We start from the raw sequence: 25295 nt of genomic DNA, 5'->3' as shown, positions 1-25295 counted from the left end.
CGAGTGGTTCGAGGTGAGCCAATCCACCGTGGACGCCATTGCCCGCACCAAGGCCCAGGGTGGCCGCGTGGTCGCGGTCGGCACCACCACCTTGCGTGCGCTGGAATCGGCCGCCCTGTTTTGCCCGCCCCACCAGATCCTGAAAGCAGGCAGCCGCGATACCGCCATCTTCATCATGCCGGGGTTCGAGTTCAAGGTGGTGGACGTGCTGGTCACCAACTTCCACCTGCCCAAAAGCACCTTGATGATGCTGGTGAGCGCCTTCGCGGGGTATGAGCACATCCGGGCGCTGTACCGGCACGCCATCGCCCAACAATATCGATTTTTTAGTTATGGCGATGCGATGCTGATTCAACGATAAAGTGCTTGGCAAGCAGTAACTCACTATAAAAAAATCATGGGATTGAACTGGCTTGAATACGCACGGCACTTGGGGGTGCTGTTGGTCATGTGGACCATGGGCGCAGCGTGGGCGTCGCCCAGCATCGTGGTCACCAACGCCACCCTGGCCAAAGGCCTGTGCTCCGAGCACCAGAAGGAAACCCCGGTCAAGCTGCCGGACGACTGGAAAATCCACAACCTCAGGCCCCCCGCCGTGGCCTGCTACCGCGCCAAGATCTTCATGGCGTACTCGCCCACCGTCGCGTGGGCCCTGCGCATTGACCGGTTGCCCGGCAACCACCGCATCACCGTCAACGGCATCCAGCTGACGACCCGCCACATGGACGGCGCAGACGTGACCAGCATGGCCACCCTGCCCTACCTGATCGAGCTGCCGGTGAACGTGCTGCTGGCCGGCGACAACGACATCGAAATCGACGTGCGCATGGGGCCCTTCCGCAAACCGGGCATCTCGCCCATGACGGCCGGGCCCATTGCCCACATGCGCGCCGACTTCGACACCTGGACTTCGCTGACGGTCGACCTGCCCAAGACGCTCAACTGGACCGTGGCCGGCATGGCCCTGTTCCTGCTGCTGGCCTGGCGCGCACGCCCGTCAGACAAGGTCTTCGCCTACTTCGGCGGGCTGATGGTGGTCATGTCCTCGCGCAATGCCTTTTACTTTCTGGAGACCATCGGCTGGCCGATCCCGATCGTGGACTGGCTGTTTTTTTCGTCGCACGCGGTGACCAGCTTTTACCTGGTCGCCTTCGGCATGAGCTACGCCAGCATCGACATCAGCCGCATCCTCAACCCGCTGCGCGTGCTGATGGTCGCCTTCATCCTGGGCTCTTTCGCTGCGCTGGACACGCCCCACCTGGACACCTTGCGCCTGATCGCCTACCCCATCATGATGGTCGGCGGCATCGTGGTCGTCATCAAGGTGGTGCAGACGGCCTGGAAGCGCGACTGGATAGAAGCCGTCTTCATGACAGCAGGCCCGGTCGGCACCTACATCAGCATGGCCCACGACTACCTGTTCCTGACGCCCTACCTGGACGTCACCGACCTGTACTGGACACCCTACTGCACACCGGTCATCTTCCTGGGCTACGCACTGACCCTGATGCGCAAGTTCGTGGACACCATGAACCTGTCTGAGCGCATGAACATCACGCTGGAAGAGCGCGTAGTCGAACGCACCCGCGCACTTGAAGTGGCCAACCAGTCCAAGACGCGTTTCCTGGCCTCGGCCAGCCACGACCTGCGCCAGCCCACCGCCGCCATCGGCCTGCTGGTCAGCCTGCTGCGCCAGCAAAAAGTGGCCCCCGAAGTCAAGGAGCTGACCGACATGCTGGACGAGGCTGTGGCCTCCATGGAGTCCCTGCTGGTGGGTTTGCTGGACATCTCTCGCCTGGACGCCGGCGCGGTGCAAGTGCAGTTCCAGCCCGTCTGTTTGAACGACGTGTTCCAAGCCGTGCGCGTGCATGAGAAAAGCGCGGCCGATGCCAAGGGCCTGCAACTGCGCTTTCGGTTTCCAGCCAACGCCGGGCCGCACCTCACCGTGCTGACCGACCCGGTGCTGATCCACGGCGTGCTGCGCAACCTGGTGGCCAACGCCATCCGCTACACCCACCAAGGCGGGGTGCTGGTGGCCGTGCGCCGGCATGGCAAGCGGCGCCTGCGCATCGAAATCTGGGACACCGGCATCGGCATCGCGCCCGACCAGCAGGACCGCATCTTTGACGAGTTCTACCAGGTGAGCAATGCCGCGCGCGACCGCAGCCGGGGCATCGGCCTGGGCCTGGCCATCGTGCGCCGCACCGCCTCATTGCTGGGCGAGCAGGTCACCGTCAAATCGCGCGTGGGGCGGGGTTCGTGCTTCGCCATCGAGCTGCCGCTCAACCACGTCAACACCAGCAAGCCGGTGGCAGCGTCATCACCCCAACAGCCCATGGCCGGCCGCAACACCTGGATTGTGGAAGACGACCCCATCCTGCGCCGCGCCCTGGGCGAGATGCTGCAAAGCTGGGGCGCCCAGGTGCGCACCTGGCCCGACGGCGAAGCGCTGCTGGACGATCTGCCGCAACTGCTGGCCGCCACCTCCCGCACGCAGCGCCCCGACATCCTCATCACCGATTACCGCCTGCCCGGCATCAACGGCCTGCAACTGAGCCAGACCATCCAGGCTTACCTGCGCGAGTCGGGCGTGTCGCTGTACACGCTGATCGTCTCGGGTGACACCGACCCGGCCGAGATCGCCCGTTTGAGCGCCTCGGGCCAGATCGTGATGGCCAAACCCTTCCGCAGCGAGCGCCTGCTGGAACAATTGCTGGCATTGCACCAGGCGAAAGCGGCCTGAGCATCGCCGTTGGGCGCAGTGCGGCGACAATACCGGCATGCTGAATTTCGACCTGATCAAGACCGAAGGCCACGCCCGCCGCGGCCGCCTCACCCTCAACCACGGCGTGGTCGAGACCCCCATCTTCATGCCCGTGGGCACCTATGGCACCGTCAAAGGTGTCATGCCCCGCTCGCTCGAAGAAATGGGCGCCCAGATCATCCTGGGCAACACCTTCCACCTGTGGATGCGCCCCGGCCTGGACGTGATGAAGCAGTTCGGCGGCCTGCACAAGTTCGAGAGCTGGCAAAAACCCATCCTGACCGACTCGGGCGGCTTCCAGGTGTGGTCGCTGGGCGAGATGCGCAAGATCAGCGAAGAAGGCGTGCGCTTTGCCTCGCCGGTCAATGGCGACAAGCTCTTCCTGACGCCCGAAGTCAGCATGCAGATCCAGACCGTGCTGAACTCGGACATCGTCATGCAGTTCGACGAATGCACGCCCTACTGGAAAGGCGGCAAGGAAAGCCAGGCCAACGGCCACATCACCACCGAGAAAGAAGCGCGCGTGTCGATGGAACTCAGCCTGCGCTGGGCCAAACGCTGCATCGCCGAGTTCACCAATCTGCAGAACCCCAACGCGCTGTTCGGCATCGTGCAGGGCGGCATGTTCGAGAACCTGCGCGAAGAATCATTGGCTGGCTTGGTCGACATGAACCTGCCCGGCTATGCCGTGGGCGGCGTCAGCGTGGGCGAGCCCAAGGACGAGATGCTGCGCGTGATGAACCACATCGTTCACAAGCTGCCCGCCAACAAACCCCGCTACCTGATGGGGGTGGGCACCCCCGAAGACCTGGTGGCCGGCGTGGCCGCGGGCGTGGACATGTTCGACTGCGTGATGCCCACGCGCAATGCGCGCAACGGCTACCTGTTCACGCGCTTTGGCGATCTACGCCTGCGCAACGCGCGCTACAAGAGCGACGAGAAGCCGCTGGACTACACCTGCAGCTGCCACACCTGCGTCAACTTCAGCCGCGCCTACCTGCACCACCTGGACCGCTGCAATGAAATGCTCGGCCCCATGCTGACCACCATCCACAACCTGCACTACTACCTGAGCCTGATGCGCGAAGTGCGCGAGGCCCTGGACGCCGGCACCTTTGCCGAGTTCCAGAAGCAGTTCGCCATCGACCGCGCCCGAGGCGTCTGACGCCGATGCTGCTCACGGCCCTGTCGCGCGGGCTTCGCTGGCTGTTGAGATGGCTGCGTCACCTGCTTGGCTCGGTCGGCATCTGGGTGATCGGCCTGGTGCTGTTGTTCGAGGAGTGGGGCTGGGAGTACCTGGCCCGCGCCCTGGCGTGGATCGGCCAGCTGCCTGGCCTGCGTTGGATCGAGGGGCGCATCCGCACCCTGCCGCCCTACGCTGCCTTGGGCTTGTTCGTGGTGCCCATCCTGACGCTGCTGCCGCTCAAATTGCTGGCCTTGTACTGGCTGGGTGAAGGCCACACCCTGCTGGGCATCAGCGTGATCATCGCGGCCAAGCTGGGCGGCACGGCCATCACCGCGCGCCTGTTCATGTTGACCCAGCCCACCTTGATGCGGCTGGCGTGGTTTGCGCGCTGGTTTGGCCGGTGGATGATCTTCAAGGACAAGGTGCTGACCCGCGTCAAGGGCAGTCGGGCTTGGCAACAGTGGGCCCGGTTCAAGGCCCGCGTGAAGCGCTTGTTCCGCAGCCTGCGCCCTTAGTGGCGCACCAACAGCAGATCGGCAATGACCGGCCGATGCTGCGATGCGACCTTGCCGCCCACGAAGGCATCACTCACCCCGATCTCGCCACTGACCAGGATGTGGTCAATGCGCAAGAACGAAATCCCCGGCCACAGCGAGTGGCCATGGGTGTAGCCATAGCCCAGCCCCGCAGAAGAAAACGCATCCCGCAAGCCGGTGTCCAGCAGGTCTTGCACCACGCCTGAGCGCTCGGGCGCGTTCAGGTCACCGGCCACGATGCGGGGGCGCTTCATCAAACGCAGGTGCTCGGCCAACACGCCGGACTGGGTCAGGCGCTTGTTCATGTTGTCGCGCCAGGCACCCAGGCCCTTGACGCCGCTGCTTCGGGCCGCGTTCAAGCCATCGCGTGGCGTCACGAAATGCACCGTGACCAAGTCAACGTCGGTGCCATTGACCGACACCACGCAGTGCACGAAGCTGTGGTTTTGCCCGCTGTACGGAATCGAGCCCGGCTGACAATCTTTCAGCGGAAAACGGCTCGCCACGATGTACTGGCCAAAAGCATAGACCTCTCGGTTGCCAAAGATGGTTTTGAGCGCTGGCGATGGATTCTGGAAATCACCCGCGTCTTGCATGACGACCACATCAGGATCGTGCTGCATGACTTCCAGTGTCACTTCAGCCAGCCCATGGGGGCGCTGCGTCGCCAGGTAGGACTTGACGTTGTAGGTCATCAGGCGCACACGCCGGTAGCCCTCGTCGGCGTGACCCCAGGCCGGGCGCATCAACACGGTCAAAACCACCAGCAGGCTGGCCAGGGCCAACAAACGCCAACGCCACCCGAGGCTGAAAGACCAGGCCAGCGCGACCAAAGCCGGCAGCAGGTAGACGGGATATGGCACGTACAGCAGCAAGGCGAGGGCCGCATGGCTTTCCGGGTCGTTGGACAACAGCATCCACACCAGCAAAACGCCGACAGCCACCCCCGCGACCATCAGCTGTCCAAGCCACTGCGACCACGTGCGCGTGAGCGTGCGCTGCATGACACGTCTCCTTTTTGTGCTTACCAAAACTGCCAGTTGCCGTAAAGCACCACCCACACCCCCAGCACCCCATTGGTGACGGCATGGGCCAGGATGGGCGCCCACAGCGAACCCGTGCGCTTGTACAGCCAGGCATAGGCCAAGCCCGCCAGGATGGCCGCCAGCCACTGCGTGTGCGCCAGCATGAACACCACGGTGGACAGGGCCACCGCCTTCAACGTAACCGCGCGCGGGTCCAACTTCACGAAATCAGGGTTGTCCACCCAGCGCATCAGGTAGGAACGCCAGAACAGCTCTTCCATGACCGGGACCATCAGGGCCGCGCCCACCCAGCGCACCGCCACCAGGCCCCATTCAATGCGGCCCTCGCTGTCCACAGGGCGAAAACTGGCCGTGGCCTCGCCCAACATCATCCAGGGCTGGGCCAGGTTGACCCACAAATAGAACACCACCACGCCCACGATCACCGCCAGCACCAGCTCTTTGGCGGCGGGCAAGGTGCCGCGCGCCAGCTCCTGGTAGTCACGCCAGAAGAACAGCAAGCTGCCACTGACCACCAGCACGGACGCGCCATAGAGCCAGCGCGGATCCACACCCCAACTGCCATCGGCGGGCACGTGGCCGCGCAAGGCCAGCATCACCATGAACAACACAAACGGCACCACACGGGCCAGGACCGAGCGCGACAAAAAGCTTCCCATGATGTTTTAAGAGTTGATGCGAATGGCTACGATTGTGACCCAAGCCATTGCTTGACCAGGATCACCGCGCGCCTGACGAAAATCGGCTGCCACGCAAACGCCAGCCCGCACACCACAATGTGGACCCCCGCCTGCGCCGCGAACAACTGCCCCATGCTCAAACCTGCGGCGCTCAAGCCACCCACCAGCACGGCGCTCAAGAGGATGAACAACGCGTTAAGGATGTTGTTGGCCGCGATGAGGCGCGCCCGGTGACTGGGCTCGGCACGCGCCTGAATCTGCGCATACAGGGACACGCTGAACAGGCCCACCGACAGCGCCATCAACAACAGGTCCACCAGAAAGCGCCAATGCGCGGGGTGGGCCACGAAGGCCATCGCAGTCCAGGCGGAGCGGGCGTTCAGGGCCTTGGCCTGCTCCAGCGCATTCACGGCCATCGACATCTCAATGGCGAACACGGCCATGCCCAAGGCGCCCAGCGGCACCAGGCCCAGCTCCACCCGGCCACGGGATAAGCGCTCGCACATCAAGGCGCCCGCGCCAATGCCCAGCGAGGTCAACACCAGCAGGAAGGACGCGACGCCCTCCTGGCCATTCAGCACGTCTTTGCTCAGGATCGGGAACATGGCCAGGAACCCTGCCCCGAAAAACCACATCCACGAGATGCCGAGCATGGAGACAAACACCAGCGGGTCGTCATGGCAACGCTTCAGGTTGCGCCAGGTCTCGGCCACCGGGTTCCAGTGGATTTTCAAGCCGGGGTCAACCGCCGGCGTGCTCGGAATCCAATGCGAGGCGATGCGGCCCAGCACACTCATCAGCACCACCGCCAGGCCCACGGCCCAGGTGCCGCCCAAGTCAGGCGCCACCAGCAGCCCGCCCACCAGGGTGCCCATGAGGATGGCCAGGAAGATGCCCATCTCCAGCAGCCCGTTGCCGCCCGTCAATTCATGCAGGCGCAAGTGCTGGGGGATGTAGGCATAGCGCACGGTGGAGAACAAGGCCACGTGCACCCCGCAGACCAACACGCTGGCCACCATCAGAGGTGCGTCGCGCCGCCACAAGGCCCAGGCGGCCAGGGCCATCATGATGAGCTCCAGACTTTTGCCCAGTCGGATCAGCCAAGCCAGGTCGCAGCGGTCGGCCCATTGGCCCAAGGTGGCCGACAACAGCAAGGACGGTGCGATGAAAATGGCCCCCATGAATGGGCCGACCAGATTCGGCGGCAGCCAGGGCACGGCCACCTGGTAGGTCAACAACAGTGTGACCGAGAATTTGAGGACGTTGTCATTCATCGACCCCAGGAACACCGTGAAGAAAAACGGTGCAAAACGGCGCTGCGCCAGCAGCCGGAACTGGTGCGGTTGCTCGGACTTCAAGGGGCAGGCTCGTTCAGCAAAGCCTGCACGCGGGCCTGCAGCCCTTCAGGCGTGACCTGGTCAGGCGCGATGGCCTCGCCCACCACCAGGCCGACGTGGTTGAACAGGCCGCGCCGCAAGGGCTTGGCCATGGCCACCCCGTCAATGCGCGAGAAGGTGGAGCCCCACAGGTTGTGCAAGGCCGAGGGAATCACCGGGACCGGGTTGGTCTCCAGGATCTTCATGATGCCGGCCTTGAAAGGCTGCAAAGTGCCGTCGCGGGTGATGGCGCCTTCAGGGAAGAGGCACAGCAACTCGCCTTGGCTCAGGGCCTGGCGGGCTCGCTCTAAGGCGCGCTCGAAGGCCACCGGGTCTTCTTTCTGCGGCGCGATCGGGATGGCCTTGACCGCGCGGAAGAACCAGCCCACACCGGGCGTTTTGAAGATGCGGTGGTCCATCAGGAAAATCATGGGGCGCGGGCTGATCACGCCCAAGATCACCGCATCGACAAAGCTCACGTGGTTGCACACCAGGATGGCCGCGCCATCGGTGGGCAGGTGGTCGTCGCCGCGCACCTTCAGGCGGTAGACGAGGCGGGCCGCGACCAGCATCACCAGGCGCACGATGTACTCGGGCATCAACCAGAACACGTAGCCCACCACGATGATGTTGAGCACCGCCGTGGCGCCAAACACTTCGGGAATCGACAAGCCCGCGCCGAGCAAGGCGCCCGCCATCACGCTGCTCACGATCATGAACGAGGCGTTGAGGATGTTGTTGGCCGCGATGATGCGGGCGCGGTGGCTGGGCTGGGCGCGCAGTTGAATCAAGGCGTACATGGGCACGCTGTACAGCCCTGCGCTGAAGGCCAGCATGGCCAGGTCAGCCATCACGCGCCAATGGTCATGCTGCGCCACGAACTGGCCCACGGTCATCAGGCTGCCCAAGGGATGGCTCAGGCCACGGCTGGCCAGGTACAAGTCGAAGGCAAACACCGACATGCCCACCGCGCCGATGGGCACCAGGCCGATCTCGACGCTGCGGTGCGAGAAGGTTTCGCACAAGAGCGATCCAATCGCGATGCCGACCGAGAACACGACCAGCAGCAGCGAGGCCACCTGCTCGTCACCGCCCAGCACGTCGCGTGCGAACGATGGAAATTGCGCCAGGAAGACCGCGCCAAAGAACCACATCCACGAGATGCCCAACAGCGAGCGGAACACGCTGGGGTACTCGGCCGCCAGCTTGAGGTTGCGCCAGGTTTCGGTGGCGGGGTTCCAGTTCAGCTTCAAGGCGGGATCGGCCGAAGGCGAGGCGGGGATCTGCAAGGACATCAGCCAGCCGATCACGGCCACGCTCAGGCAAGCCCCCGCGACCCAATGCACGCCGACCTCGGGGATGCTCATCAAGAGGCCGCCAACGACATTGCCCAGCAAGATGGCCACGAAGGTGCCCATCTCAACCATGCCGTTGCCACCGGTCAGCTCACGTGCGCTCAGGTGCTGCGGCAGGTAAGCGTATTTAACCGGGCCGAAGAAGGTGGAGTGCAAGCCCATCAGGAACACGCAAGCCAGCAGCAGCGGCACATTCTGGCCAAAGAAACCAAACGCCACCAGGACCATGATGGCCACTTCCAGCAGCTTGATGGCCCGCATGATGCGGCCCTTGTCGTACTTGTCGGCCCACTGCCCCGCCGTGGCCGAAAACAGCACGAAGGGCAGGATGAACAGGGCGCCAATGACCAGGCCCGCCATCTTGGCGTCCAGCCAGGACACGCGCAGTTGGTAGGTCACCAGCACCGTGAAGGCAAACTTGAACAGGTTGTCGTTGGCCGCGCCCAGGAACTGCGTCCAGAAAAAAGGCACGAAGCGGCGCTGGCCCAAAAGGGCGAACTGCCCGCTCGGGGGCGTGGCTTGCCCGGGTGGTTTGCTCAAGATCGTGTTCCTGTCACTGATGCTGGATGCGTACTCATGTCGTCAGCCGAAAATGTATAGGCAAACTTGGCCTGGCCAATCAACGGATAAGCAGGGGGGACTCGCCCAATCCCGCACACGACTGCACCGGCTTCGTACTCAAAGGGCGCATCCATGACGAAATCACCGATGCCCTGGCGCTAGAGCGTGTTGAACACATGGGAATGGATTGTGGAAATTCAGCTTCCGCAGGTCAATCAATACCGAGTAGCACCATCGTGCATACTTGGTATCAAATTTCGATACCCACTGCCACCATGAGCGCCACGCAAGACCTCTTCAACACACTGAAGCAGGCGCTCAAGTCTGCTGCTGCCTGAGCCAATGGACCTTCAAGCAGATCGTGTCCACCTGCGAGATCACTGAGACCGAATGCTTCCGCCTGCTGGCCAAGCTGGGCATCATCGAACTGCGGCCACTCAACCGCTACCGGCCAACGCTGAACAAAAGGCAACGGCATGCAACAGCCTCCTCAGAACACACGGGCCCAGCAACTCACCTTGCTCACAGGCCTGTACGCCGCCCAAGGCTTGCCCTTCGGTTTCTTCACCCTGGCCTTGCCGGTGCTGTTGCGCGAAGCGGGTTGGTCACTGACCGCGATCAGCTTCCTGCAGTTCCTGGCCCTGCCCTGGGCCATCAAGTTCATGTGGGCCCCGGTGCTGGATCAGCATGGCACACGACGCAGCTGGCTGTTGTGGCTGCAAGGCGCGGCCTGCGCCACCGCCCTGCTGTTGTCGCAGCTTGACCTGCAACTGGGCAGCGTCGCCTTGTTCACCGCCGTGTTCGCCTTCAACCTCATCGCGGCCACGCAAGATGTGGTCACCGACGGGCTGGCGGTGCGGCTGTTGAACGCCAAGGAGCGCGGCCTCGCCAATGCCATCCAGGTGGGCGCCTACCGCCTGGGCATGATCCTGGGGGGCGGGCTGCTGTTGTGGATCTTTGCGCGCAGCAACTGGAGCGTGATGTTCCTGTGCATGGCCGCCATGCTGGCCATCACGATCGTGCCCGTGCTCACCTTGCGCGAGCCCCCTCCGCAGGTCGAACGCCGCGCACGGCCGGGTGGATGGCGCCTGGCCATTGCCTGGATCCACCGGGCGCTCAGACCCGGCATGCCCGCCATTGCTGGCCTGATCTTTTGCTACCGCTTTGGGGACCAGATGGTCAGCTCGCTGATCGTGCCTTTCCTCAGCGACCAAGGCCTGAGCAAGGAAACCATCGCCGCCATGAAAGGCGCCGTGGGCTCGGCCACCAGCCTGATGGGCGCGGTGATCGGTGGCTGGCTGACTTTCCGGGTTGGGCGGCGCCAGGCCTTGCTGTTCAGCGGCCTGGCCCAGGCCTTCGGCTTTGGCCTGTACATCGCTGCAGCCCTGGGCATGGGCGGCGTTGAGTTGCTGTGGACGGCCACCATCGTGGAAGGCCTGGTGGGCACCATGGCCTCGGTGGCCCTGTTCGCCTTGATGATGGACGCCTCCGACCCCTTGCACGCTGGCACCGACTACACCCTGCTGGCCAGCGTGGTTGTGGTGGTGGGCAGCCTGGGCGGCATCGCCGGTGGCCTGGCGGGCGATCTGCTGGGTTATGCCCCCGCCTTCACCATCGGCACCTTGCTGGCGGCGGTGGGTTGTGTGTTCGTCGTGTGGTGGCTGGACCGCCACCCCACCCATGAACGGGTGGCACAAGCCTGGCGCTGAGTGAAGCCAGCAGGCTGCTGGCCGCTCAGAGGTCAGAGCCTGGCGGCTTCATGCCCAACTCGTCGGCCATGCGCAGCACCAGCGCGCGCAGACTGGCCAGCTCCAGCGCCATGTCGGACTGCCTGGCCTTCAAAGCCACCAGCTCTTCGGCCAACACCGACTCTTCACCCTGCCCTGTGGCCAAGCTGGCCACCGGCAGGTTCACCTCGCCACACAGCAGGTGGGCCCAGCGCGACTCGCGGGCGCCGGGCGCACGCCCCAGCTTGACGACCATGGGCTGTTCGCGTTCGGCCAATTCGTCCAGGAAACCTTCCACCGACGACACATCGGCAAAGCGGTGCAAGCGCTCAGTGTGCAGGCGCAACTCGGCCGATGTTTGAGGCCCGCGCAAGGCCAGCAAGGTGAGCAAGGCCACGGCCTGGCTGGGCACCCCCAAGCCACGCGCCGCGTTGTGCTCAAAGCGCACCACGCGGTTGCCACTCACTTCATTGACCAGGCTGAGTTCGCGCAGGCCTTCAATGGCCTGCAGCACCTGGGCCTCGGTGGCCTGCATGACCGGGTCGCGCGCGGTTTTTTGATTGCAGCCCAAGGTCAGGGCGTTGAGCGACAAGGGGTAGCTGTCAGGCACGGTGTGGTGCTTTTCAACGAGCACGCTCAGAACGCGGACTTCAAGGGGGTTGAGGGTTCTCATCATCACCACGATCTTAGAACGCCTCGCACAGGCAATGCGCGCTGACGTTGAAGGGTTTGCGCCCATTGGCCATGTCGGTCACCAGGCCCAGGTCTCGGCGCAGGTCATGCGCGATCTCGGGCGGTGCGCCAAACGGCATCAGGCCCACGTCCAGCTGATGGGCCCAAGCCAAGGCAGCATCACCGCCCAAGGCCCGCAACAAGCCGGCCAACCGGCCCGGTTCACGCTCAAGGTAAACCACACGGTAACCCTCTGACAGTTTGGCGCGCACCGCTGCCGCCTTCAAGGCATCGGCATACGAGCCCAGGCTGTCGACCAGCCCGCGCTCCTTGGCTTGCGCACCGGTCCACACCCGCCCTTGCGCGACTTCGTTGATCTTCTCGGGCGTGGTCTTGCGGGCCTGCGCTGCTTTGGCCGTGAAATCGGCATAGATGTGGTCAATGCTGGACTGCACCATGCGGGCAAAGCGTGGATCCAAAGGCCGACGCGGGTCACCGGCGCCACCCAGCCAAGTGGTGGGCACGCCATCCGTGTGCACGCCCAGTTTGTCCAAGGCCTGGACGGCCGTGGGCAGCAAGGCGAACACGCCAATGGAGCCGGTGATGGTGGCCGGATCGGCGATCACCTGGTCGGCCGCCATCGACATCCAGTAACCACCCGAGGCCGCCAGATCCCCCATCGACACCACCACGGGCTTGCCCGCCTGGCGGGTCAACTCCAGCTCGCGCCGAACCAGCTCCGAGCCAAAGGCACTGCCGCCTGGAGAGTTAACGCGCAGCACCAGGGCCTTGATGTTGCTGTCCTCGCGCGCCTTGCGGATCAGGGCGGCCGTGGACCGGCCTCCCACCAAACCCGCTGGGGCCACGCCATCCACGATCTCGCCTTCGGCCACGATCACGCCCACGGCATCGCCGGTGAACGATGGCCGCTGCCGAGCCAGGTAGTCCCCCAACGAAATCTGCCGAAAGCCCTTGGCCTGGTCATCGTCCTTGGCACCTCGCTGAATCAGCAGTTGACGCAATTCGTCGCGCGTCTTGATGCCATCCACCAGCTTGGCCTGCAGCGCCAGCTTGGCTGAATCGCCAGCGACCGCCGCCAGTTGCTCGGGCGCACCATCGATGTAGGCCATCACGGCACCCGCCGGCAGCTTGCGGGCTTTCTCGACGCCATCGGTGTAGGTGCCCCACAAGCCTTTGTACAAAAAGGATTCGGCGTCCTTGGCCGCTGGCGATGACGCGTTGGCGATGAAGGGCTCGGCGGCGCTTTTGTAAGTGCCCACGCGGATCAGGTTGACGCTCACACCGACCTTGTCCAGCGCATCACGGTAGTAGTTGCGGTAGCGGCCAAAGCCTTCCAGAAAGACCATGCCCATGGGGTGAACAAACACCTCGTTGGCGTGCGCGGCCAGGAAATACTGGCGCTGGTCGTAGCTGCTGCCCCAGGCGATCACCTTCTTGCCGCTGGCCTTGAAGCGGTCCAGCGCCGCCGCCACTTCTCGCAAGCTGGCCAGGCCGGTGCCCTGGAACTCGTCCAGCACCAGCACCACGTGCGAGATGTTGGCATCCTTGGCGGCCGCGTCCAGCACCGTCAGCACATCGCGCAACTGGGTTTTCTGGGTGTCTTGGCCGCGCACCTGCTGCATGGCCGTGGCCCGCAGATCATCGGCGTGCTGCTCCACGATGACGCCTTGCAAATCCAGCACCAGCGCCGTCTTGTCCGACAAGGCCGGCCCCCGGCTTTTGAACAAAGCCACCACGACCACCACGATCAACAACAAGAACACGAGGTTGAGGACCAGCCGGCGACCGGCATCCAGCCAGGACCACAGCTTGCCAAACCAGGACAGCGCAGAGGCGCGATGAGGATGGGACATTCAGACTTCCCTGCAATTCGAATAAAAAGCAAGCTTACCCTGCCATGACGGCAACATAGAAATGTGAACAATTCTCATTTACAATATCCAATTTACCTCACACCAGCCGCTGCGGCTCTCCGTCATGCAATTGAAAACCACCTGCGTCACCTTGGCATTGCTCGTCCTTGGTGGGGCTGCAAACGCCGATGAAAATCTTTTCGGCTACGTGCGCGGCTCAGAAGTCCTGCCCAAAGGCGCCGGTGAGTTCTACCAATGGTTCACCCAGCGCTCGGACAAGGGCAGCGGCATGTACCGCGCGATCGACTCCAAAACCGAAATCGAATTTGGGGTGACCGATCGGTTCCAGATCTCGGCAGAGCTCAATGCGATGTCGCTCAAGACATCGGGCTTGGTGATCGATGGCTACTTGCCTGCTGACAAAAAGTTTGGCCTGCGCCTTCAAAGCGTCGAGCTGGCCGTGAAGTACAACTTCCTGAGCCCTGCCAAGGACGACTTCGGCCTGTCGGGCTCTGCCTCATTCGAATATGGCGTGCTGGACGTGCATTCGGGCCAAAAGAAAACCGAATACGAGCTGGAGACCCAAGTCCTGGCCCAGAAATATTTCATGGAAGGCCAGATTGTCTGGGTCGGCAATGTGGGCGTGCGGGCGGCGTACGAACAGCGCAAGGCCATTGCGAACCTGCCCCAGAATTTCGACTGGCCGACCGACCCAGAGATGGAAATCTCCACCAAGATCGGCACGGGCTTGTCCTACCGATTCATGCCGAACTGGTACATCGGCGCCGAGATACTGCACGAAACCGAATTTGAAACCGAAGTGGGCCAGGAGCGCTGGTCCCTGTTTGGCGGCCCCACTTTGCACTACGGCGGCGACAAGTGGTGGTCCTCGCTGACCTACTTCCAGCAACTGCGTGGTGGCGGTGAAAAATACCTTGGCCAAACCGACACCGGGCTTCACTTGATCGAGAAGACCAAGAACGAAATCCGCCTGAAGGTCGGGTACAACTTCTGATCAATGGCGGCTTCATGAACACACGAAACTGGACGCTCGCCCTGCTACCTGTGGCCGCCATCGCCTGGCCGGCCCATGCGGCCGACTACCTGACAGTGGCGCAGGCGCAGGTGCTGTTGTTCCCCGCCGCCAAAACCTTTGCAGAACAAACCCTCAAGTTCAATGACGATCAGCGCGATCGCATCAAAGCTGCCTCGGGCCTGAGACAACGCTGGGACGAGCAAAAAGTCTGGCGCGCCGAGCGCGATGGTCAGTTGCAAGGCTGGTTCATCATTGATGAAGTGATCGGCAAGCATGAGTTCATCACCTATGCCACGGCCATCTCACGAGACGGCCATGTGCTTGGGGTCGAAATCATCAGCTACCGCGAAACCCACGGTGGCCAAGTGCGGGAAGCCACCTGGCGCAAGAGTCTGGTCGGCAAAACACTGGCCGACCCGTTCAAACTCGATGAAGACGTGCCCAACATCAGTGGGGCCACCCTGTCATGCCGCAACGTGATGGACGGGGTCAAGCGCCTGCTGGTCGTGCACAAGCTCTTCCTTGCCAAGGCCCCGTGACATGGACGACACGCGACGCATGCGCCCTCTGCTCGGCACCTTTGTCGAGGTGAGCGCACGTGGCACTGATACCGCTGTGGCCATTGAGCGGGCTTTCGAGGCCATCGCTGAAGCGCAAGCCCTGTGGAGTTTTCAAGACGAACGCAGCGAGTTGTCGCGACTGAATGGTGCACCGGGTACCCGCGTGCGACTGCAGGCCGGCACCCTTCGGCTGTTGCGGATCGCCAAAGCGTTCATGCTCCTCAGCCACCACGCTTTCGACTGCACGGTCGGCGGGCTACTGGTGGGAAAAGGCGCCCTGCCCGACCACGGCGGGCCAGCACCGCTACCGCGAGGCTGTGCGCAAGACCTGGAGCTGGGCGACACCTGGGCGCGACTGCGCCGTCCGGTGCGGCTGACCCTGGATGGTGTGGCCAAGGGCTATGCGGTCGATCTGGCCATCCGTGCCTTGCGGTGCCATGGCGCCTCTGCAGGATGGGTCAACGCAGGCGGTGATCTGCGGGTATTTGGCGACGTGACCCTGCCCGTGCAACGGCGCGAACTGGACGGACAACTCACCTCATTGGGCGGACTGCGCGACGCGGCCTTGGCCAGCTCACGCGCGAGCCACAGTTGGCACCGTGACGACCCCTTTCAAGCCTGCATCGTGGCGCCAGAGGGCCTGACGCCCGAAACGGGCATCTGGAGCGTGCTGGCTCGCAGTGCCTGGCGCGCCGACGCGCTGACCAAAGTCGCCTCGGCCACCGCACCGGCACAACGCCAGGCCCTGGTGCAACGCCTGGGCGGTTGCCTGGTCACACCGCCATCGCTGGACATGCCCGCATGAAAGGCTATCCAAAGTGGTTCTTGTCCTTGCTGATCAGCACCATGCTGTTGATGTGGGTCACCGGCGGCCTCCTGACACCCACCACGCTGGTGCTGCGAGCCGAGGTCATGATGCCGCGGCTGCCCGGCTCTGCGCGCGTGCTGACGGCAGCGCTGCACGCCGCCGGAGGTTTTGGATTGGCCATGTTGATGGGCGCACTGTGGAGCGTGCACATGCGCTCAGGCTGGCGGCGACATCGTCAGCGGATCAGCGGCTTGATTCTGAACATGCTGCTGCTGCTGTTGAACATCAGCGCCGTCGGCATTTACTACCTTGGTGATGAATCCTTGGGGACGCTTGTCGCCTTCACGCACCTGGGTGCGGGGGTGGCGCTGGCCGGCCCTTTGGGCTGGCACTGGATTCGCGGCCGCCAGGCTCGCAAGCACTCCCAGCTTTACGGCAAAACGCATCGACTATCTACCCGCCAGGGCGCTCAGATGCCATCGAGCCACAAGCCCACGCACAAGGCCGCACCCACTCCATAGAGCAGCCAAGTGGATGACACGGCATAGGGATAGAACATCAGCGCCACGCCCAACCACTTGGTGCGAGGCCGCTGTACCTTCTTGCCATGCCAATACGCCACCATGCCGAGGATGCCAAACAGGATGGCGCCCAAGATGTAGGCGGGAGTGGGCAAGGTCAAGCCCATCGATTGCAAAGTATCCAGGGTGTCCATGCGACCTATGATGCCGCTTTTTGGGACGACAGGCGCGCCAGCACGGCGAGCTTTTCATCCGGGCTCATGCGGCTCCAGCCAGCGATCTCGTCCAGCGTGCGGCCGCATCCGGCGCACACAGGCCCCGCCATGCGGCACACCTTGGTGCAAGGGCTTGGCGGAGGATCAGACTCGGACGGCAAAGATTTCACGACCGCCGGCGCCCAAGCACCCGCTCCGTGTCTTCACCCAGGGTCGGGGCGCGCCGCGTGATCAGGCCCGGCGTGGCCGACAACTTGGGGATCACGCCGGGCACCTGCACGGTCAATCCATCGTGCGTGGTCACGGGCACGATCATCTCGCGCGCCTGGTAGTGCGGATCCTCCGCGATGTCACGCGCGGAATAGATGCGGCCCACCGGCACGCTGACGGCGTTGAGCACGTCCACCACCTCGCCCACCGGGCGCTTCGCAGTCCAGGCGCCAATGGCTTCGTCGATCTCGCCCACGCGCTTGACCCGGCCCGGGTTGGTCGCCAGCTCCGCATCGGCAGACAGATCAGTGCGGCCAATGGCGATCATCAGGCGCTTGAAGATGGAGTCGCCATTGCCGCCGATCACCACCATGCCATCGGCACAGGGGTAGGCGTTGCTGGGCGCGATGCCGGGCAAGGCCGAGCCCGCAGGCTGACGCACCGCCCCAAAGGCGCTGTACTCAGGCAGCAGGCTTTCCATGCAATTGAAAACGGCCTCGTACAAGGCCACATCGACCACCTGGCCACGGCCCTTGGGCGCCGCCTCGCTGACACTGGCATGGCGCGCCTGCAAGGCCAGCAACACGCCGATCACGCCATGCAAGGCTGCCAAGGTGTCACCCAAGCTGACACCGGCACGCACGGGCACTCGGCCGGGTTCGGCATTGAGGTAGCGCATGCCCCCCATGGCCTCGGCCACCACGGCGAAACCAGGGCGCTCACGGTACGGGCCAGTTTGGCCGTAGCCGCTGATGCGCAGCATGATCAAACCGGGGTTGCTGCGGCTGAGTTCGTCAAAGCCCAGGCCCCATTTCTCCATGGTGCCGGGTTTGAAATTCTCGATGACAACGTCGGCCTCATCGATCAGATGGCGCACGGCCTCACGGCCTTCATCGGTGCGCAAGTCCAGTACCACGCTTTGCTTGTTGCGGCTTTGCACCTGCCACCACACGCTGGTGCCCTGGTGCAGCATGCGCCACTGGCGCAAGGGGTCGCCGCCGGGGCCGGCTTCATTGGCTGGTGGCTCGATCTTGATGACCTCGGCCCCAAAATCGGCCAGCGTTTTGCCAGCAAAAGGGCCAGCGATCAGCTGGCCCAATTCGATCACCTTGATGCCGGCCAAAGCCTGCGGCGGGATGGAAGAAGAAGTCTGCGCGTTCATGGGCGCCGATCCTACCCCCACCGCCTTACTTCTTGGTAGCAACGGGCACCGGATCCGTCACGAAACCGATCTTGCTCAAGCCGGCCTTGGAGGCATCGGCCAGGGTCTCGGCAACGACCTTGTAGGCCACGTTCTGGTCAGCCCGCAGGTGAACTTCGGGTTGAGTGGCTTTCTGGCCTTCGAGCACGAAGCGCTGGGCGGCCTCCTCACGGGTCAGCGCGGTGCCGTTCCAAGAGCGCACGCCATCGGCATCAATCGAGAAGTTGATCTTCTCCGCCTTGGCCGACACGACTTGCGAGCTGGCCTTGGGCAATTCCAACTTCACGGAGTGGCTCAACAAGGGCGCGGTCACGATGAAGATGACCAACAGCACCAGCATCACGTCGATGAGCGGCACCATGTTGATCTCGGCCATCGGCGCGCCGGTGCTTTTGCTGTCAAAACTGGCGAAAGCCATGGTGTGCTCCTCAATTGCCGGCGGTGGTGGTGGTCTTCAAGGGATGCACATTGGCATGAGTCTTGAGAGTCTGACCGGTCGACAAGAAGGTGAACAACTCGAACGCGAAGGCGTCCAGGCGGGCACCCCACACGCGGTTGCTGCGCGTCAACCAGTTGTAGCCCATCACGGCCGGAATGGCCACGGCCAAACCCACGCCGGTCATCACCAGGGCTTCGCCCACAGGACCGGCGACCTTGTCCAAGGTGCCTGCACCTGTGGCGCCAATCGCCAGCAGCGCGTGATAGACGCCCCACACCGTGCCGAACAAGCCCACGAAAGGCGCGGTGGCACCGATGGTGGCCAGCACAGCCAGACCGCTTTCCAGCCGCATGGTTTCTTCGTCCAGCACCTTCTTGATGGTGCGGGTCAGGAAGTCTTGGGCCGAACCGGCTTCTTCCAACTTGGCCGCGCCATAGCGGGCGTGGTGGGCCTGGGCATGCATGGCATGCGAGGTCAGGTGGGCAAAGGGCTCGCTCACGCCGTGCGTGGTGATCTCGTGCTGCACCGCTTCCAGCGAGGTGGCGTTCCAGAACAAGTTCAGAAAGATCTTGCTGCGTCGCTGGCGCATGATCAGGCCCACGCCCTTGGTGATGATCAGGGACCAGGACAGCAGGGACATGACCACCAGGATCACGAACAGGCCTTGCCCGACGAAATCGGTGTTCTTGATGAAGTGCCCGAAGCCCATCTCGGCGACGGGGTTGCTGGACTCAACCACGGCGGTGGTCGTCGTGATGGGTGTGGTGGATTCGTTCATGGTCGGTCAACGCTCTTCGAGATTGAAAGTAATGCTGTGGGGCACCCAGACACTGCTTGGCACACCCGCTTCAAGGTAGGGCTGGAAACGGGCCGCACGTTCGGCGGCCACAGCAGCGCGGTCCAGCCTGGGGTAGCCCGACGATTTCGTCACCTGGACCTCTTTGGTCCGGCCTTGTTCGTCCACCAGGATCAGCATCGTCACCGTGCCGGATTCGCCCAACTCCAGCGACGCGGCTGAGTACACCGGTTGAGGCTTGATCAGGAAACGCACTGCGGACGACGGCAAGGTTTTGGGAGGTGGTGGCACAGCCGGCTCACTGGACGGTGCCGTGCTGGTGGCTGAAGTGGCGGCCGCCGTGGGCGTGTTTTGCACTGGCGTCGGTGTGGTCACGGCGGGCACAGGGCGCGGCTCGGGCGCGGACACCGGCACCTGCATGTCTTTTGGCTCAGCCGCTCGGGTCGAGGCCAGCACAGGTGGCGGCGTTTTTTGAGGCGCCACTGGCACCACGGGCTTGGGCGCGGCCACCGGCTTGGGGGGCTCTGCCGTGGGCGGCGCAGGAGGTGCCAGTGGCACCGCGTCATTGGTGATCAAACTCACCATCAACGGGGCAGGATCCGGCGGAATCGCGGGCAGCGTGGCGGAGCGCCACGCCGCGATGGCCACGATGCCGTGCAGCAACACGGCCCCCGCTGTCAACGTCCAACGCTGGCTTGGGGACAAATCTGCGCGCGGCGCCTGATCGCCGCCACCCGCAAAAGAAGACTCAGTCAACACCATGCCATTACTTTAACATTTATTGCAATTGAGAATCACTCACGTTTGGCAGCCAGCCGGACATCCACCCATTGCGGGGGGTACTTCGCGCCGACAAAACCGCCCCTCCTTCATGGGAAAATCATGGGCTGAATCATCCGCACGAACACACCAGGGACCCCATGAACAACGAAGCCTTGCGGGCCCCCATCGCCGGCGGTCTGCCTTGCGGCGCAGACCCGTCTTTCTCCACCGAGTTCGACCAGATCGCCGAAATGCGGCGCGAAGACGACCCCACCCTGGACCAAGGCGAATGGGTGACTTCCGTGAAAGTGGCCGACTGGCCTGGTGTGGTGCGGCAGTGCGCCCAATTGTTGAACCAGCAAACCAAGGACTTGCGATTGGCCCAGTGGCTGACCGAAGCCCTGGCCTTGATCCGGGGCTACGCTGGTCTGCTCCAGGGCTTGCAGTTGTGCACGGCGCTGTGCGAGAACCACTGGGACGACCTGCACCCGCAGGCCGACGAGGGCGACATGGACCAGCGCGTGGGCAACATGACCTGGCTGCTGCAACGCCTGGTGAGTTTGGCCAACACACGGCCCTTGACGCGGGGCCGACAAGGCGGGGTGTACTCCCTGCAAGACATGGCGGCCGCCCACCAATGGCAAACCCAGCAGGAGCGCTCACCCCAAGACGCCCGAGCACAGGCCAGTCACCGCGTCACGCTTGAGCAGTTCATGCGCGCCTTGCGCGAGACCCCCAAAGACGAGTTGCGCACCACGTTGCAAACCGTGCAGGCTTGCGAAGTACAACTCCTGGCTTGGCAAACGGTGGTGGACTCAAAGCTGGGCCACCAGGGCCCCTCTTTTGTGTCGGCCAAAGAAGCCTTGTCAGGCGCGGTGCATGACATCGAGCGCCTGGCCCGGGAAGTCGGCGCCTTGTCCACCGTGCCGAGCGAACAAGCTGAAGGCTCAGCCCCCGCCTTGTTGGACAACGATGGGGTCGCCGCTGACGACATGACGATGCATGCCTCGGCCAGGGGCCCGCTGCGCAGCCGCGCACAAGCTTTGCAACAGTTGCGCGATGTGGCCGCTTTCTTTCGCCGCACTGAGCCACACAGCCCCGTCGCCTACCTGGCCGAGAAGGCCGTGAAGTGGGGCGACATGCCCTTGCACGAGTGGCTGCGCAAGGTGGTCAAGGACCAGGGCTCGATGTCCCATCTGCACGAACTGCTGGGCGTGGAGCCCGAAGAGCGCGTAGAGGGCGAAGCCGGCCTCTGAGCGGCACAGGCCCTCGGGCCCGGCCGGGCTCAGGGCTCGACCCGGAACTCGATGCGCCGGTTGCGGGCCCGGCCCTCGTCGGTGGCATTGCTGGCCACGGGCCGGTCAGGCCCCAGCCCCGTGGTGCCAATCGCCTCGGCCACCAGCCCTTTGCTCACCAAATAAGTCTTGACCGCCTGCGCACGCGTCAATGACAGCGCCACGTTCGCCACCCGGCCGCCTTGCGCGTCGGTGTGGCCAATGACCTCAACCTTCTTGCCCTTGAGCTTGGACAGGGCCAGCGCCATCTCGTCCAGGATGCCAGTGCCCGCTGGCCGCAGCACCGCGCTGCCCGCCTCGAACTCGACGATGCGGTTGCCCAAGGTCTGGTCCACCAGGCTTTGCTCTTGAGCGGCCACGCGCAAACCATTGCGCACCGTGTAGGTCGGGTTGAGCGAGGCCGCCATGTCGCTGGCCATTTGTTGGCGCACCGCCTCGTTGGGCACCTCACCCTTCAAATCGATGATGTTGCCCTGCACGCTCAACTGCCCACGGCTGACTTGCTTCAGCGCGGGCGACAACACTTTCTGCAGGTTCTGAGACCACTGCGGCGGCGCCACCACAGCGCCCAGCGTCAACTGGTCGACGACACGGTCAGCCCCGTACAGCTCGCGCAGCCGCGACACCACCTGCACGCGGGTGGCCTCGTCGGGCACGGTGCCGGCCACCACCACTTGATTGGGGCCCAGCACCTGTGCACCGGCAGTGGGTGGAACGTTCTGAGCGCCAACGGCCGCTCACCACAGGGCCAGAGGCCAGGCCAGAACTTTCGCGTGGTTCATGCTCGTCATGCTCCCAAAAATGTTTCTTCAAACGTGCGCAAGGCCTGGGCCAATGACAGGGCCGGGTCGCGCAAGTAGTTCGACAATTTGCGCAGGCCGTAGTCGTCGTCCAGGCAGTCTTCGACCCAGTCGGCCTGGGTCACTTCGACGGTGTCGCGCTGCAAGGCTTCCGGGTCGATGACTGAGCACAGCGAAGCCGCCGACGCGCCTTGAAAACACAGGATCATTTCAGGATGGGTGGTGTGCGTGGTCACGAACAGCGCCAACTCCGCGTCCACTCGCTTGAAAAACCCGAGGATGAGGGACAGCCAGAAACAGGCCACGGGCCAGCGCAGACCAGCATCTGCCGCCAAGGGCAGGCGCAAGCCCTTGTGCAGCTTGCTGGCACCTTGCGCCATCACGGGTTGCAGCAAGATGCCCAGGGCCAGCAGGGTCTGGCGCACCGACACCCGCGCGCCCGAGGCCGCCAGCATTTGTTCCAGGCTGGCCACGGTGTGCGTTTCCATGAAATCGACCAGTTCCAGGCGCGGGCCACAGGTCTTGAGCTCGCCCTCGATGGGCGCGGTCAGGCTGGCCTGCGCATGCGCCAGGTCCGTGGCAGCATGGGCCACCCGCGCAACCTGCTCCAGCCGTGCCCACAGGCGCGCCAGTACCAGGGGACCATGCTGGATGAAGTCAAGCTGGTCGGTCACATCGAACACGCCGGCCGTGATGAATGGAAAGCGCCGCCCAGACGCATCCTGGCTGGCCAACCAATGGCCCGCCAACCCCACATCGCTGTGCGGCCCGAGGATGGCGAACTGCACGGCAGGGGCTTGGTCGTAGACCAGTTTCCAGCGCGGATCGGTCGACAGGCGCTCCATCGCTTGCGCCTGCCACTGGTCCAGGCTCTGGATGATGGAGGCGTGGTGAGTGCTTCGTACGAAATCGCCCCGCGACGGCAGCTTGCCGAAGTACAGCACCTCGGTTGAATGATGGGCCGCGCTCATGGCTTGGCCTCCGGCGTGATCGAGGCCACCGTGGCATCAGCCCCCCCCGCGATCATGGCAGGCAAGGCGCCAGGACGCCCGCCGCCAACGGACGCGCCAGCCGGGGTGGTGGTTGCAGCGGTAGCCGGCGGTGCGGCGTTCGAGATGATGCGCAACTGCAAGGCCACGGCCAGCGCGCCCTGCGGCCAGCGCAGTTCAAACGCGCCACTGTCGGTGCGCTTGCGCTGGGCCGTGTTGATCATTTTCTCCAGACCATAGCGACCCGGCTCGTTGAAGAACTCCAAGGTGCGCCCGTCGTAGGTCACGCCGGATATCTTGACGCCCGGCGTGCCCGGCCCTGGCCACACAAAGTGCGACCAAGTCGCGGCGGCATTGCGGTAACGCAATTGCTGGCCGTCGATGTCCACGGTGTACTCGGTCAGGCCCGGCACCGCCTGGGGCAGCAGCTCAAACACCGTCTGCGCTTCAGCGGCCGCCGCACCGGCCCCACCACCTGCGCTGCTGGCGCCGCCTTGGCCACTCAACGGCGCCACCCACGCTGCCAAACCACCTGAGAAGTCGGGCAACAAGCGCACCCCCATGTCGGCCCAGGTGCGCGGGCTGACCGTGTCGCCGCGCCGCACCACCAGGGCTGCCAGCGACTGCTCCACGAACTTGGCCACGCCTCCCTCCGAGCCGAAGACCTTGGCCACTTCCACCGGACTGGCTTCCACCTTGGAGCCCCGGTCAAACGGGTATTTGGCCGACAAGGTTTGTTGGTAGGGCTCGAACACCTGGGCCATCCAAACGCGGTTCAACTCGGATTCGGTCGGCCGCACGATGACGGCAAAGGCCTGCATCAGCGGCCGCACCAGCAAGGGCCGCAGGGTGGCTTTGGCCGATTCGCTCATGCCATTGAGCATCTGCTCATCGACCAGCTTCAAAGCATCGGCCAACTCGGAGCTGCCCTCCAGGGTCTGCACCATCAGCTGGCGCGACGCTGGCCCCGGGTCGCCCTGGTTCTTCATCTGGTTGAAGCGGGTTCGGATCTTGGACAAGGCATCCAGGTAACTGCGCACCAGCGTGGCACCACCATCGCGCGGCATCATCAAACGATTCAGGCCAACGAACTCCTTGCCGATCGGCCCCAGCGGGATGTCGGACGTGGGCATGGCCACGTTGACATTGACGGCCACCGATGACGGCGCCATGCGCAAGATGGACTGTTTGAACCAGTCCACGAAACCCCGCTGCCCCAACGCCAGCTTGTCGTTCAGCAGCGATGGGTTGTCCCAGGCCGTCTGGTCGTACAGCGTGCGCAACAGCAGGCCCACGGGTGAGGCGGCCGGGTCGCCCAGGCGGTTCATGTGCACCACGGCCTTTTCAAAGCTGCCGAACTCCTGCACGGTGATGCCCTGCATGAACTTCTGCCATTCGCGCACGTATTCAAGCTTGTACAACTGGGTCAAGGCCTTCTGGATCTGCTCGGGGCTGCCCTCCAGGGTCAGGTCGTCGCTGGACGCGGTTTTGAGCACCCAGTCGGTGGCCTGCAGTTCGTTGTTGGCCGCGTTCTTGAACGCGTCTTTGACGTACTGGTCCCAGGCTTCCTTGGTGAAGGTGCCAGAGATGGCGTAGCTGCCCGCGACGATTGGCCGGTCAGGATCACTGATCAGGCGGGCCACGGTCATCGGCGCGAAGCGCGTGGCGGCGCGGGCCTTGATCTCGGCATAGACGCGCTCGCGGGCCGGCATGCCCTTGATCACGCGGCGCAGGTTTTCGCGCGTCTGGTCCAGCAGGCCCAGATTCAAGTCCTGTTGGGGGAAGGCGGGATCGGCCATTTGCGCCAAGGCAAAGGACATGATGTGCTCGCCGCTCTGGATCAGGCGATCACGGGGCATGGTGCCGCGATTGGCCTCCAGCCAGGT

The 25295-nt window shown here is 63.9% G+C and carries 25 protein-coding genes and 1 pseudogene; 11 read left to right on the top strand and 15 right to left on the bottom strand.

Features of this window, described 5'->3' with window-relative positions:
- The 4 genes from H7225_RS05685 to H7225_RS05670 all read left to right on the top strand — a co-directional run.
- A partial coding sequence (locus tag H7225_RS05685; RefSeq protein ID WP_290659815.1) for an S-adenosylmethionine:tRNA ribosyltransferase-isomerase occupies positions 1-361 on the top strand: 361 nt, incomplete at its 5' end.
- A gap of 36 nt (positions 362-397) precedes the next feature.
- A complete protein-coding gene (locus H7225_RS05680; protein WP_290659814.1) occupies positions 398-2743 on the top strand; it encodes a hybrid sensor histidine kinase/response regulator in 2346 nt (781 codons plus the stop codon).
- A gap of 37 nt (positions 2744-2780) precedes the next feature.
- Entirely contained in the window at positions 2781-3929 is a 1149-nt protein-coding gene (gene tgt, locus H7225_RS05675; RefSeq protein WP_290659813.1) for a tRNA guanosine(34) transglycosylase Tgt, read from the top strand.
- 5 nt (positions 3930-3934) lie between these two features.
- Positions 3935-4465 (top strand): hypothetical protein, encoded by a 531-nt coding sequence (locus tag H7225_RS05670; RefSeq protein ID WP_290659812.1) that lies wholly within the window; start codon positions 3935-3937, stop codon positions 4463-4465.
- Here H7225_RS05670 and H7225_RS05665 read toward each other — a convergent pair.
- The 4 genes from H7225_RS05665 to H7225_RS05650 are packed head-to-tail and all read right to left on the bottom strand — an operon-like array spanning position 4462 to position 9483.
- Positions 4462-5490 carry an endonuclease/exonuclease/phosphatase family protein gene (locus H7225_RS05665; protein WP_290659811.1) on the bottom strand — a complete coding sequence of 343 codons (1029 nt, stop codon included), beginning with the start codon at positions 5488-5490 and terminating at the stop codon, positions 4462-4464. The two genes, H7225_RS05670 and H7225_RS05665, sit on opposite strands and share 4 nt — an antisense overlap.
- Before the next feature lie 20 nt (positions 5491-5510).
- The gene (locus H7225_RS05660) at positions 5511-6191 is read right to left on the bottom strand and encodes a CAAX prenyl protease-related protein (RefSeq protein WP_290659810.1); all 681 of its coding nucleotides are present in this window, start codon (positions 6189-6191) and stop codon (positions 5511-5513) included.
- A gap of 26 nt (positions 6192-6217) precedes the next feature.
- Positions 6218-7570, bottom strand: coding sequence for an MFS transporter (locus tag H7225_RS05655; RefSeq protein WP_290659809.1), 1353 nt, complete (start codon positions 7568-7570; stop codon positions 6218-6220).
- Entirely contained in the window at positions 7567-9483 is a 1917-nt protein-coding gene (locus H7225_RS05650; protein WP_290659808.1) for an MFS transporter, read from the bottom strand. The genes H7225_RS05655 and H7225_RS05650 overlap by 4 nt, the downstream gene beginning before the upstream one ends.
- A gap of 349 nt (positions 9484-9832) precedes the next feature.
- Here H7225_RS05650 and H7225_RS05645 point away from each other — a divergent pair.
- Positions 9833-9955: pseudogene (locus H7225_RS05645) on the top strand (XRE family transcriptional regulator); the annotation flags it as partial.
- A 25-nt stretch (positions 9956-9980) separates the two neighbouring features.
- A complete protein-coding gene (locus H7225_RS05640; RefSeq protein WP_290659807.1) occupies positions 9981-11213 on the top strand; it encodes an MFS transporter in 1233 nt (410 codons plus the stop codon).
- A 25-nt stretch (positions 11214-11238) separates the two neighbouring features.
- Here H7225_RS05640 and H7225_RS05635 read toward each other — a convergent pair whose 3' ends face one another.
- Positions 11239-11904 (bottom strand): YceH family protein, encoded by a 666-nt coding sequence (locus tag H7225_RS05635; protein WP_290659816.1) that lies wholly within the window; start codon positions 11902-11904, stop codon positions 11239-11241.
- A 13-nt stretch (positions 11905-11917) separates the two neighbouring features.
- Complete coding sequence (gene sppA, locus H7225_RS05630) at positions 11918-13777, bottom strand: signal peptide peptidase SppA (protein WP_290659806.1); 1860 nt, start codon at positions 13775-13777, stop codon at positions 11918-11920.
- A gap of 124 nt (positions 13778-13901) precedes the next feature.
- Here sppA and H7225_RS05625 point away from each other — a divergent pair, with 124 nt between their 5' ends.
- The 4 genes from H7225_RS05625 to H7225_RS05610 are packed head-to-tail and all read left to right on the top strand — an operon-like array spanning position 13902 to position 16702.
- On the top strand, positions 13902-14792 hold the full coding sequence (locus H7225_RS05625) for a DUF6662 family protein (RefSeq protein WP_290659805.1): 891 nt from the start codon (positions 13902-13904) through the stop codon (positions 14790-14792).
- A gap of 14 nt (positions 14793-14806) precedes the next feature.
- Positions 14807-15352: an FMN-binding protein gene (locus tag H7225_RS05620; RefSeq protein WP_290659804.1), complete on the top strand. Its 546-nt coding sequence runs from the start codon at positions 14807-14809 to the stop codon at positions 15350-15352.
- A 1-nt stretch (position 15353) separates the two neighbouring features.
- Complete coding sequence (locus H7225_RS05615) at positions 15354-16178, top strand: FAD:protein FMN transferase (RefSeq protein ID WP_290659803.1); 825 nt, start codon at positions 15354-15356, stop codon at positions 16176-16178.
- On the top strand, positions 16175-16702 hold the full coding sequence (locus tag H7225_RS05610; protein WP_290659802.1) for a hypothetical protein: 528 nt from the start codon (positions 16175-16177) through the stop codon (positions 16700-16702). Before H7225_RS05615 ends, H7225_RS05610 begins: the two co-directional genes overlap by 4 nt.
- On the opposite strand, the gene H7225_RS05605 is transcribed toward H7225_RS05610, so the two are convergent.
- Genes H7225_RS05605 through H7225_RS05580 form a run of 6 tightly spaced genes read right to left on the bottom strand, consistent with a single transcriptional unit; the run spans position 16651 to position 20319 of the window.
- On the bottom strand, positions 16651-16896 hold the full coding sequence (locus H7225_RS05605; protein WP_290659801.1) for a hypothetical protein: 246 nt from the start codon (positions 16894-16896) through the stop codon (positions 16651-16653). The genes H7225_RS05610 and H7225_RS05605 overlap by 52 nt on opposite strands.
- Before the next feature lie 5 nt (positions 16897-16901).
- Positions 16902-17087, bottom strand: coding sequence for a DUF1289 domain-containing protein (locus H7225_RS05600; RefSeq protein WP_290659800.1), 186 nt, complete (start codon positions 17085-17087; stop codon positions 16902-16904).
- Positions 17084-18289: a CoA transferase gene (locus H7225_RS05595; protein WP_290659799.1), complete on the bottom strand. Its 1206-nt coding sequence runs from the start codon at positions 18287-18289 to the stop codon at positions 17084-17086. The genes H7225_RS05600 and H7225_RS05595 overlap by 4 nt, the downstream gene beginning before the upstream one ends.
- Positions 18290-18314: 25 nt before the next feature.
- On the bottom strand, positions 18315-18746 hold the full coding sequence (locus H7225_RS05590) for a biopolymer transporter ExbD (RefSeq protein ID WP_290659798.1): 432 nt from the start codon (positions 18744-18746) through the stop codon (positions 18315-18317).
- A gap of 10 nt (positions 18747-18756) precedes the next feature.
- A complete protein-coding gene (locus tag H7225_RS05585) occupies positions 18757-19545 on the bottom strand; it encodes a MotA/TolQ/ExbB proton channel family protein (RefSeq protein ID WP_290659797.1) in 789 nt (262 codons plus the stop codon).
- Between the two features lie 6 nt (positions 19546-19551).
- A complete protein-coding gene (locus tag H7225_RS05580; RefSeq protein ID WP_290659796.1) occupies positions 19552-20319 on the bottom strand; it encodes an energy transducer TonB in 768 nt (255 codons plus the stop codon).
- A 164-nt stretch (positions 20320-20483) separates the two neighbouring features.
- On the opposite strand from H7225_RS05580, the gene tssA reads away from it, so the two are divergent.
- A complete protein-coding gene (gene tssA / locus H7225_RS05575) occupies positions 20484-21581 on the top strand; it encodes a type VI secretion system protein TssA (RefSeq protein WP_290659795.1) in 1098 nt (365 codons plus the stop codon).
- Positions 21582-21610: 29 nt separating this feature from the next.
- Here tssA and H7225_RS05570 read toward each other — a convergent pair whose 3' ends face one another.
- The 3 genes from H7225_RS05570 to H7225_RS05560 form a co-directional block, all read right to left on the bottom strand.
- On the bottom strand, positions 21611-22312 hold the full coding sequence (locus tag H7225_RS05570) for an OmpA family protein (protein WP_366481291.1): 702 nt from the start codon (positions 22310-22312) through the stop codon (positions 21611-21613).
- Positions 22313-22407: 95 nt separating this feature from the next.
- Positions 22408-23391, bottom strand: coding sequence for a type VI secretion system-associated protein TagF (gene tagF, locus H7225_RS05565; RefSeq protein ID WP_290659794.1), 984 nt, complete (start codon positions 23389-23391; stop codon positions 22408-22410).
- The coding region (locus H7225_RS05560; RefSeq protein WP_290659793.1) for an ImcF-related family protein at positions 23388-25295 on the bottom strand (1908 nt) is incomplete at its 5' end. The genes tagF and H7225_RS05560, both read right to left, overlap by 4 nt.

The organism is Aquabacterium sp., from assembly GCF_014378415.1.
Taxonomy (GTDB): Bacteria; Pseudomonadota; Gammaproteobacteria; order Burkholderiales; family Burkholderiaceae_C; genus Aquabacterium.
Note: the sequence above shows the minus strand (reverse complement) of the source record. Positions and strands in the feature narration are given on the sequence as shown.

Bases quoted from the DNA above. Each gene is read 5' to 3' on its own strand.
- H7225_RS05660 (WP_290659810.1), bottom strand. From the start codon at position 6,191: ATGGGAAGCTTTTTGTCGCGCTCGGTCCTGGCCCGTGTGGTGCCGTTT.
- H7225_RS05625 (WP_290659805.1), top strand. From the start codon at position 13,902: ATGCAATTGAAAACCACCTGCGTCACCTTGGCATTGCTCGTCCTTGGT.
- H7225_RS05635 (WP_290659816.1), bottom strand. From the start codon at position 11,904: ATGAGAACCCTCAACCCCCTTGAAGTCCGCGTTCTGAGCGTGCTCGTT.
- H7225_RS05615 (WP_290659803.1), top strand. From the start codon at position 15,354: ATGGACGACACGCGACGCATGCGCCCTCTGCTCGGCACCTTTGTCGAG.
- H7225_RS05680 (WP_290659814.1), top strand. From the start codon at position 398: ATGGGATTGAACTGGCTTGAATACGCACGGCACTTGGGGGTGCTGTTG.
- H7225_RS05640 (WP_290659807.1), top strand. From the start codon at position 9,981: ATGCAACAGCCTCCTCAGAACACACGGGCCCAGCAACTCACCTTGCTC.
- tagF (WP_290659794.1), bottom strand. From the start codon at position 23,391: ATGAGCGCGGCCCATCATTCAACCGAGGTGCTGTACTTCGGCAAGCTG.
- H7225_RS05665 (WP_290659811.1), bottom strand. From the start codon at position 5,490: ATGCAGCGCACGCTCACGCGCACGTGGTCGCAGTGGCTTGGACAGCTG.
- H7225_RS05585 (WP_290659797.1), bottom strand. From the start codon at position 19,545: ATGAACGAATCCACCACACCCATCACGACGACCACCGCCGTGGTTGAG.
- H7225_RS05595 (WP_290659799.1), bottom strand. From the start codon at position 18,289: ATGAACGCGCAGACTTCTTCTTCCATCCCGCCGCAGGCTTTGGCCGGC.
- sppA (WP_290659806.1), bottom strand. From the start codon at position 13,777: ATGTCCCATCCTCATCGCGCCTCTGCGCTGTCCTGGTTTGGCAAGCTG.
- H7225_RS05670 (WP_290659812.1), top strand. From the start codon at position 3,935: ATGCTGCTCACGGCCCTGTCGCGCGGGCTTCGCTGGCTGTTGAGATGG.
- H7225_RS05590 (WP_290659798.1), bottom strand. From the start codon at position 18,746: ATGGCTTTCGCCAGTTTTGACAGCAAAAGCACCGGCGCGCCGATGGCC.
- tssA (WP_290659795.1), top strand. From the start codon at position 20,484: ATGAACAACGAAGCCTTGCGGGCCCCCATCGCCGGCGGTCTGCCTTGC.
- H7225_RS05605 (WP_290659801.1), bottom strand. From the start codon at position 16,896: ATGGACACCCTGGATACTTTGCAATCGATGGGCTTGACCTTGCCCACT.
- tgt (WP_290659813.1), top strand. From the start codon at position 2,781: ATGCTGAATTTCGACCTGATCAAGACCGAAGGCCACGCCCGCCGCGGC.
- H7225_RS05620 (WP_290659804.1), top strand. From the start codon at position 14,807: ATGAACACACGAAACTGGACGCTCGCCCTGCTACCTGTGGCCGCCATC.
- H7225_RS05610 (WP_290659802.1), top strand. From the start codon at position 16,175: ATGAAAGGCTATCCAAAGTGGTTCTTGTCCTTGCTGATCAGCACCATG.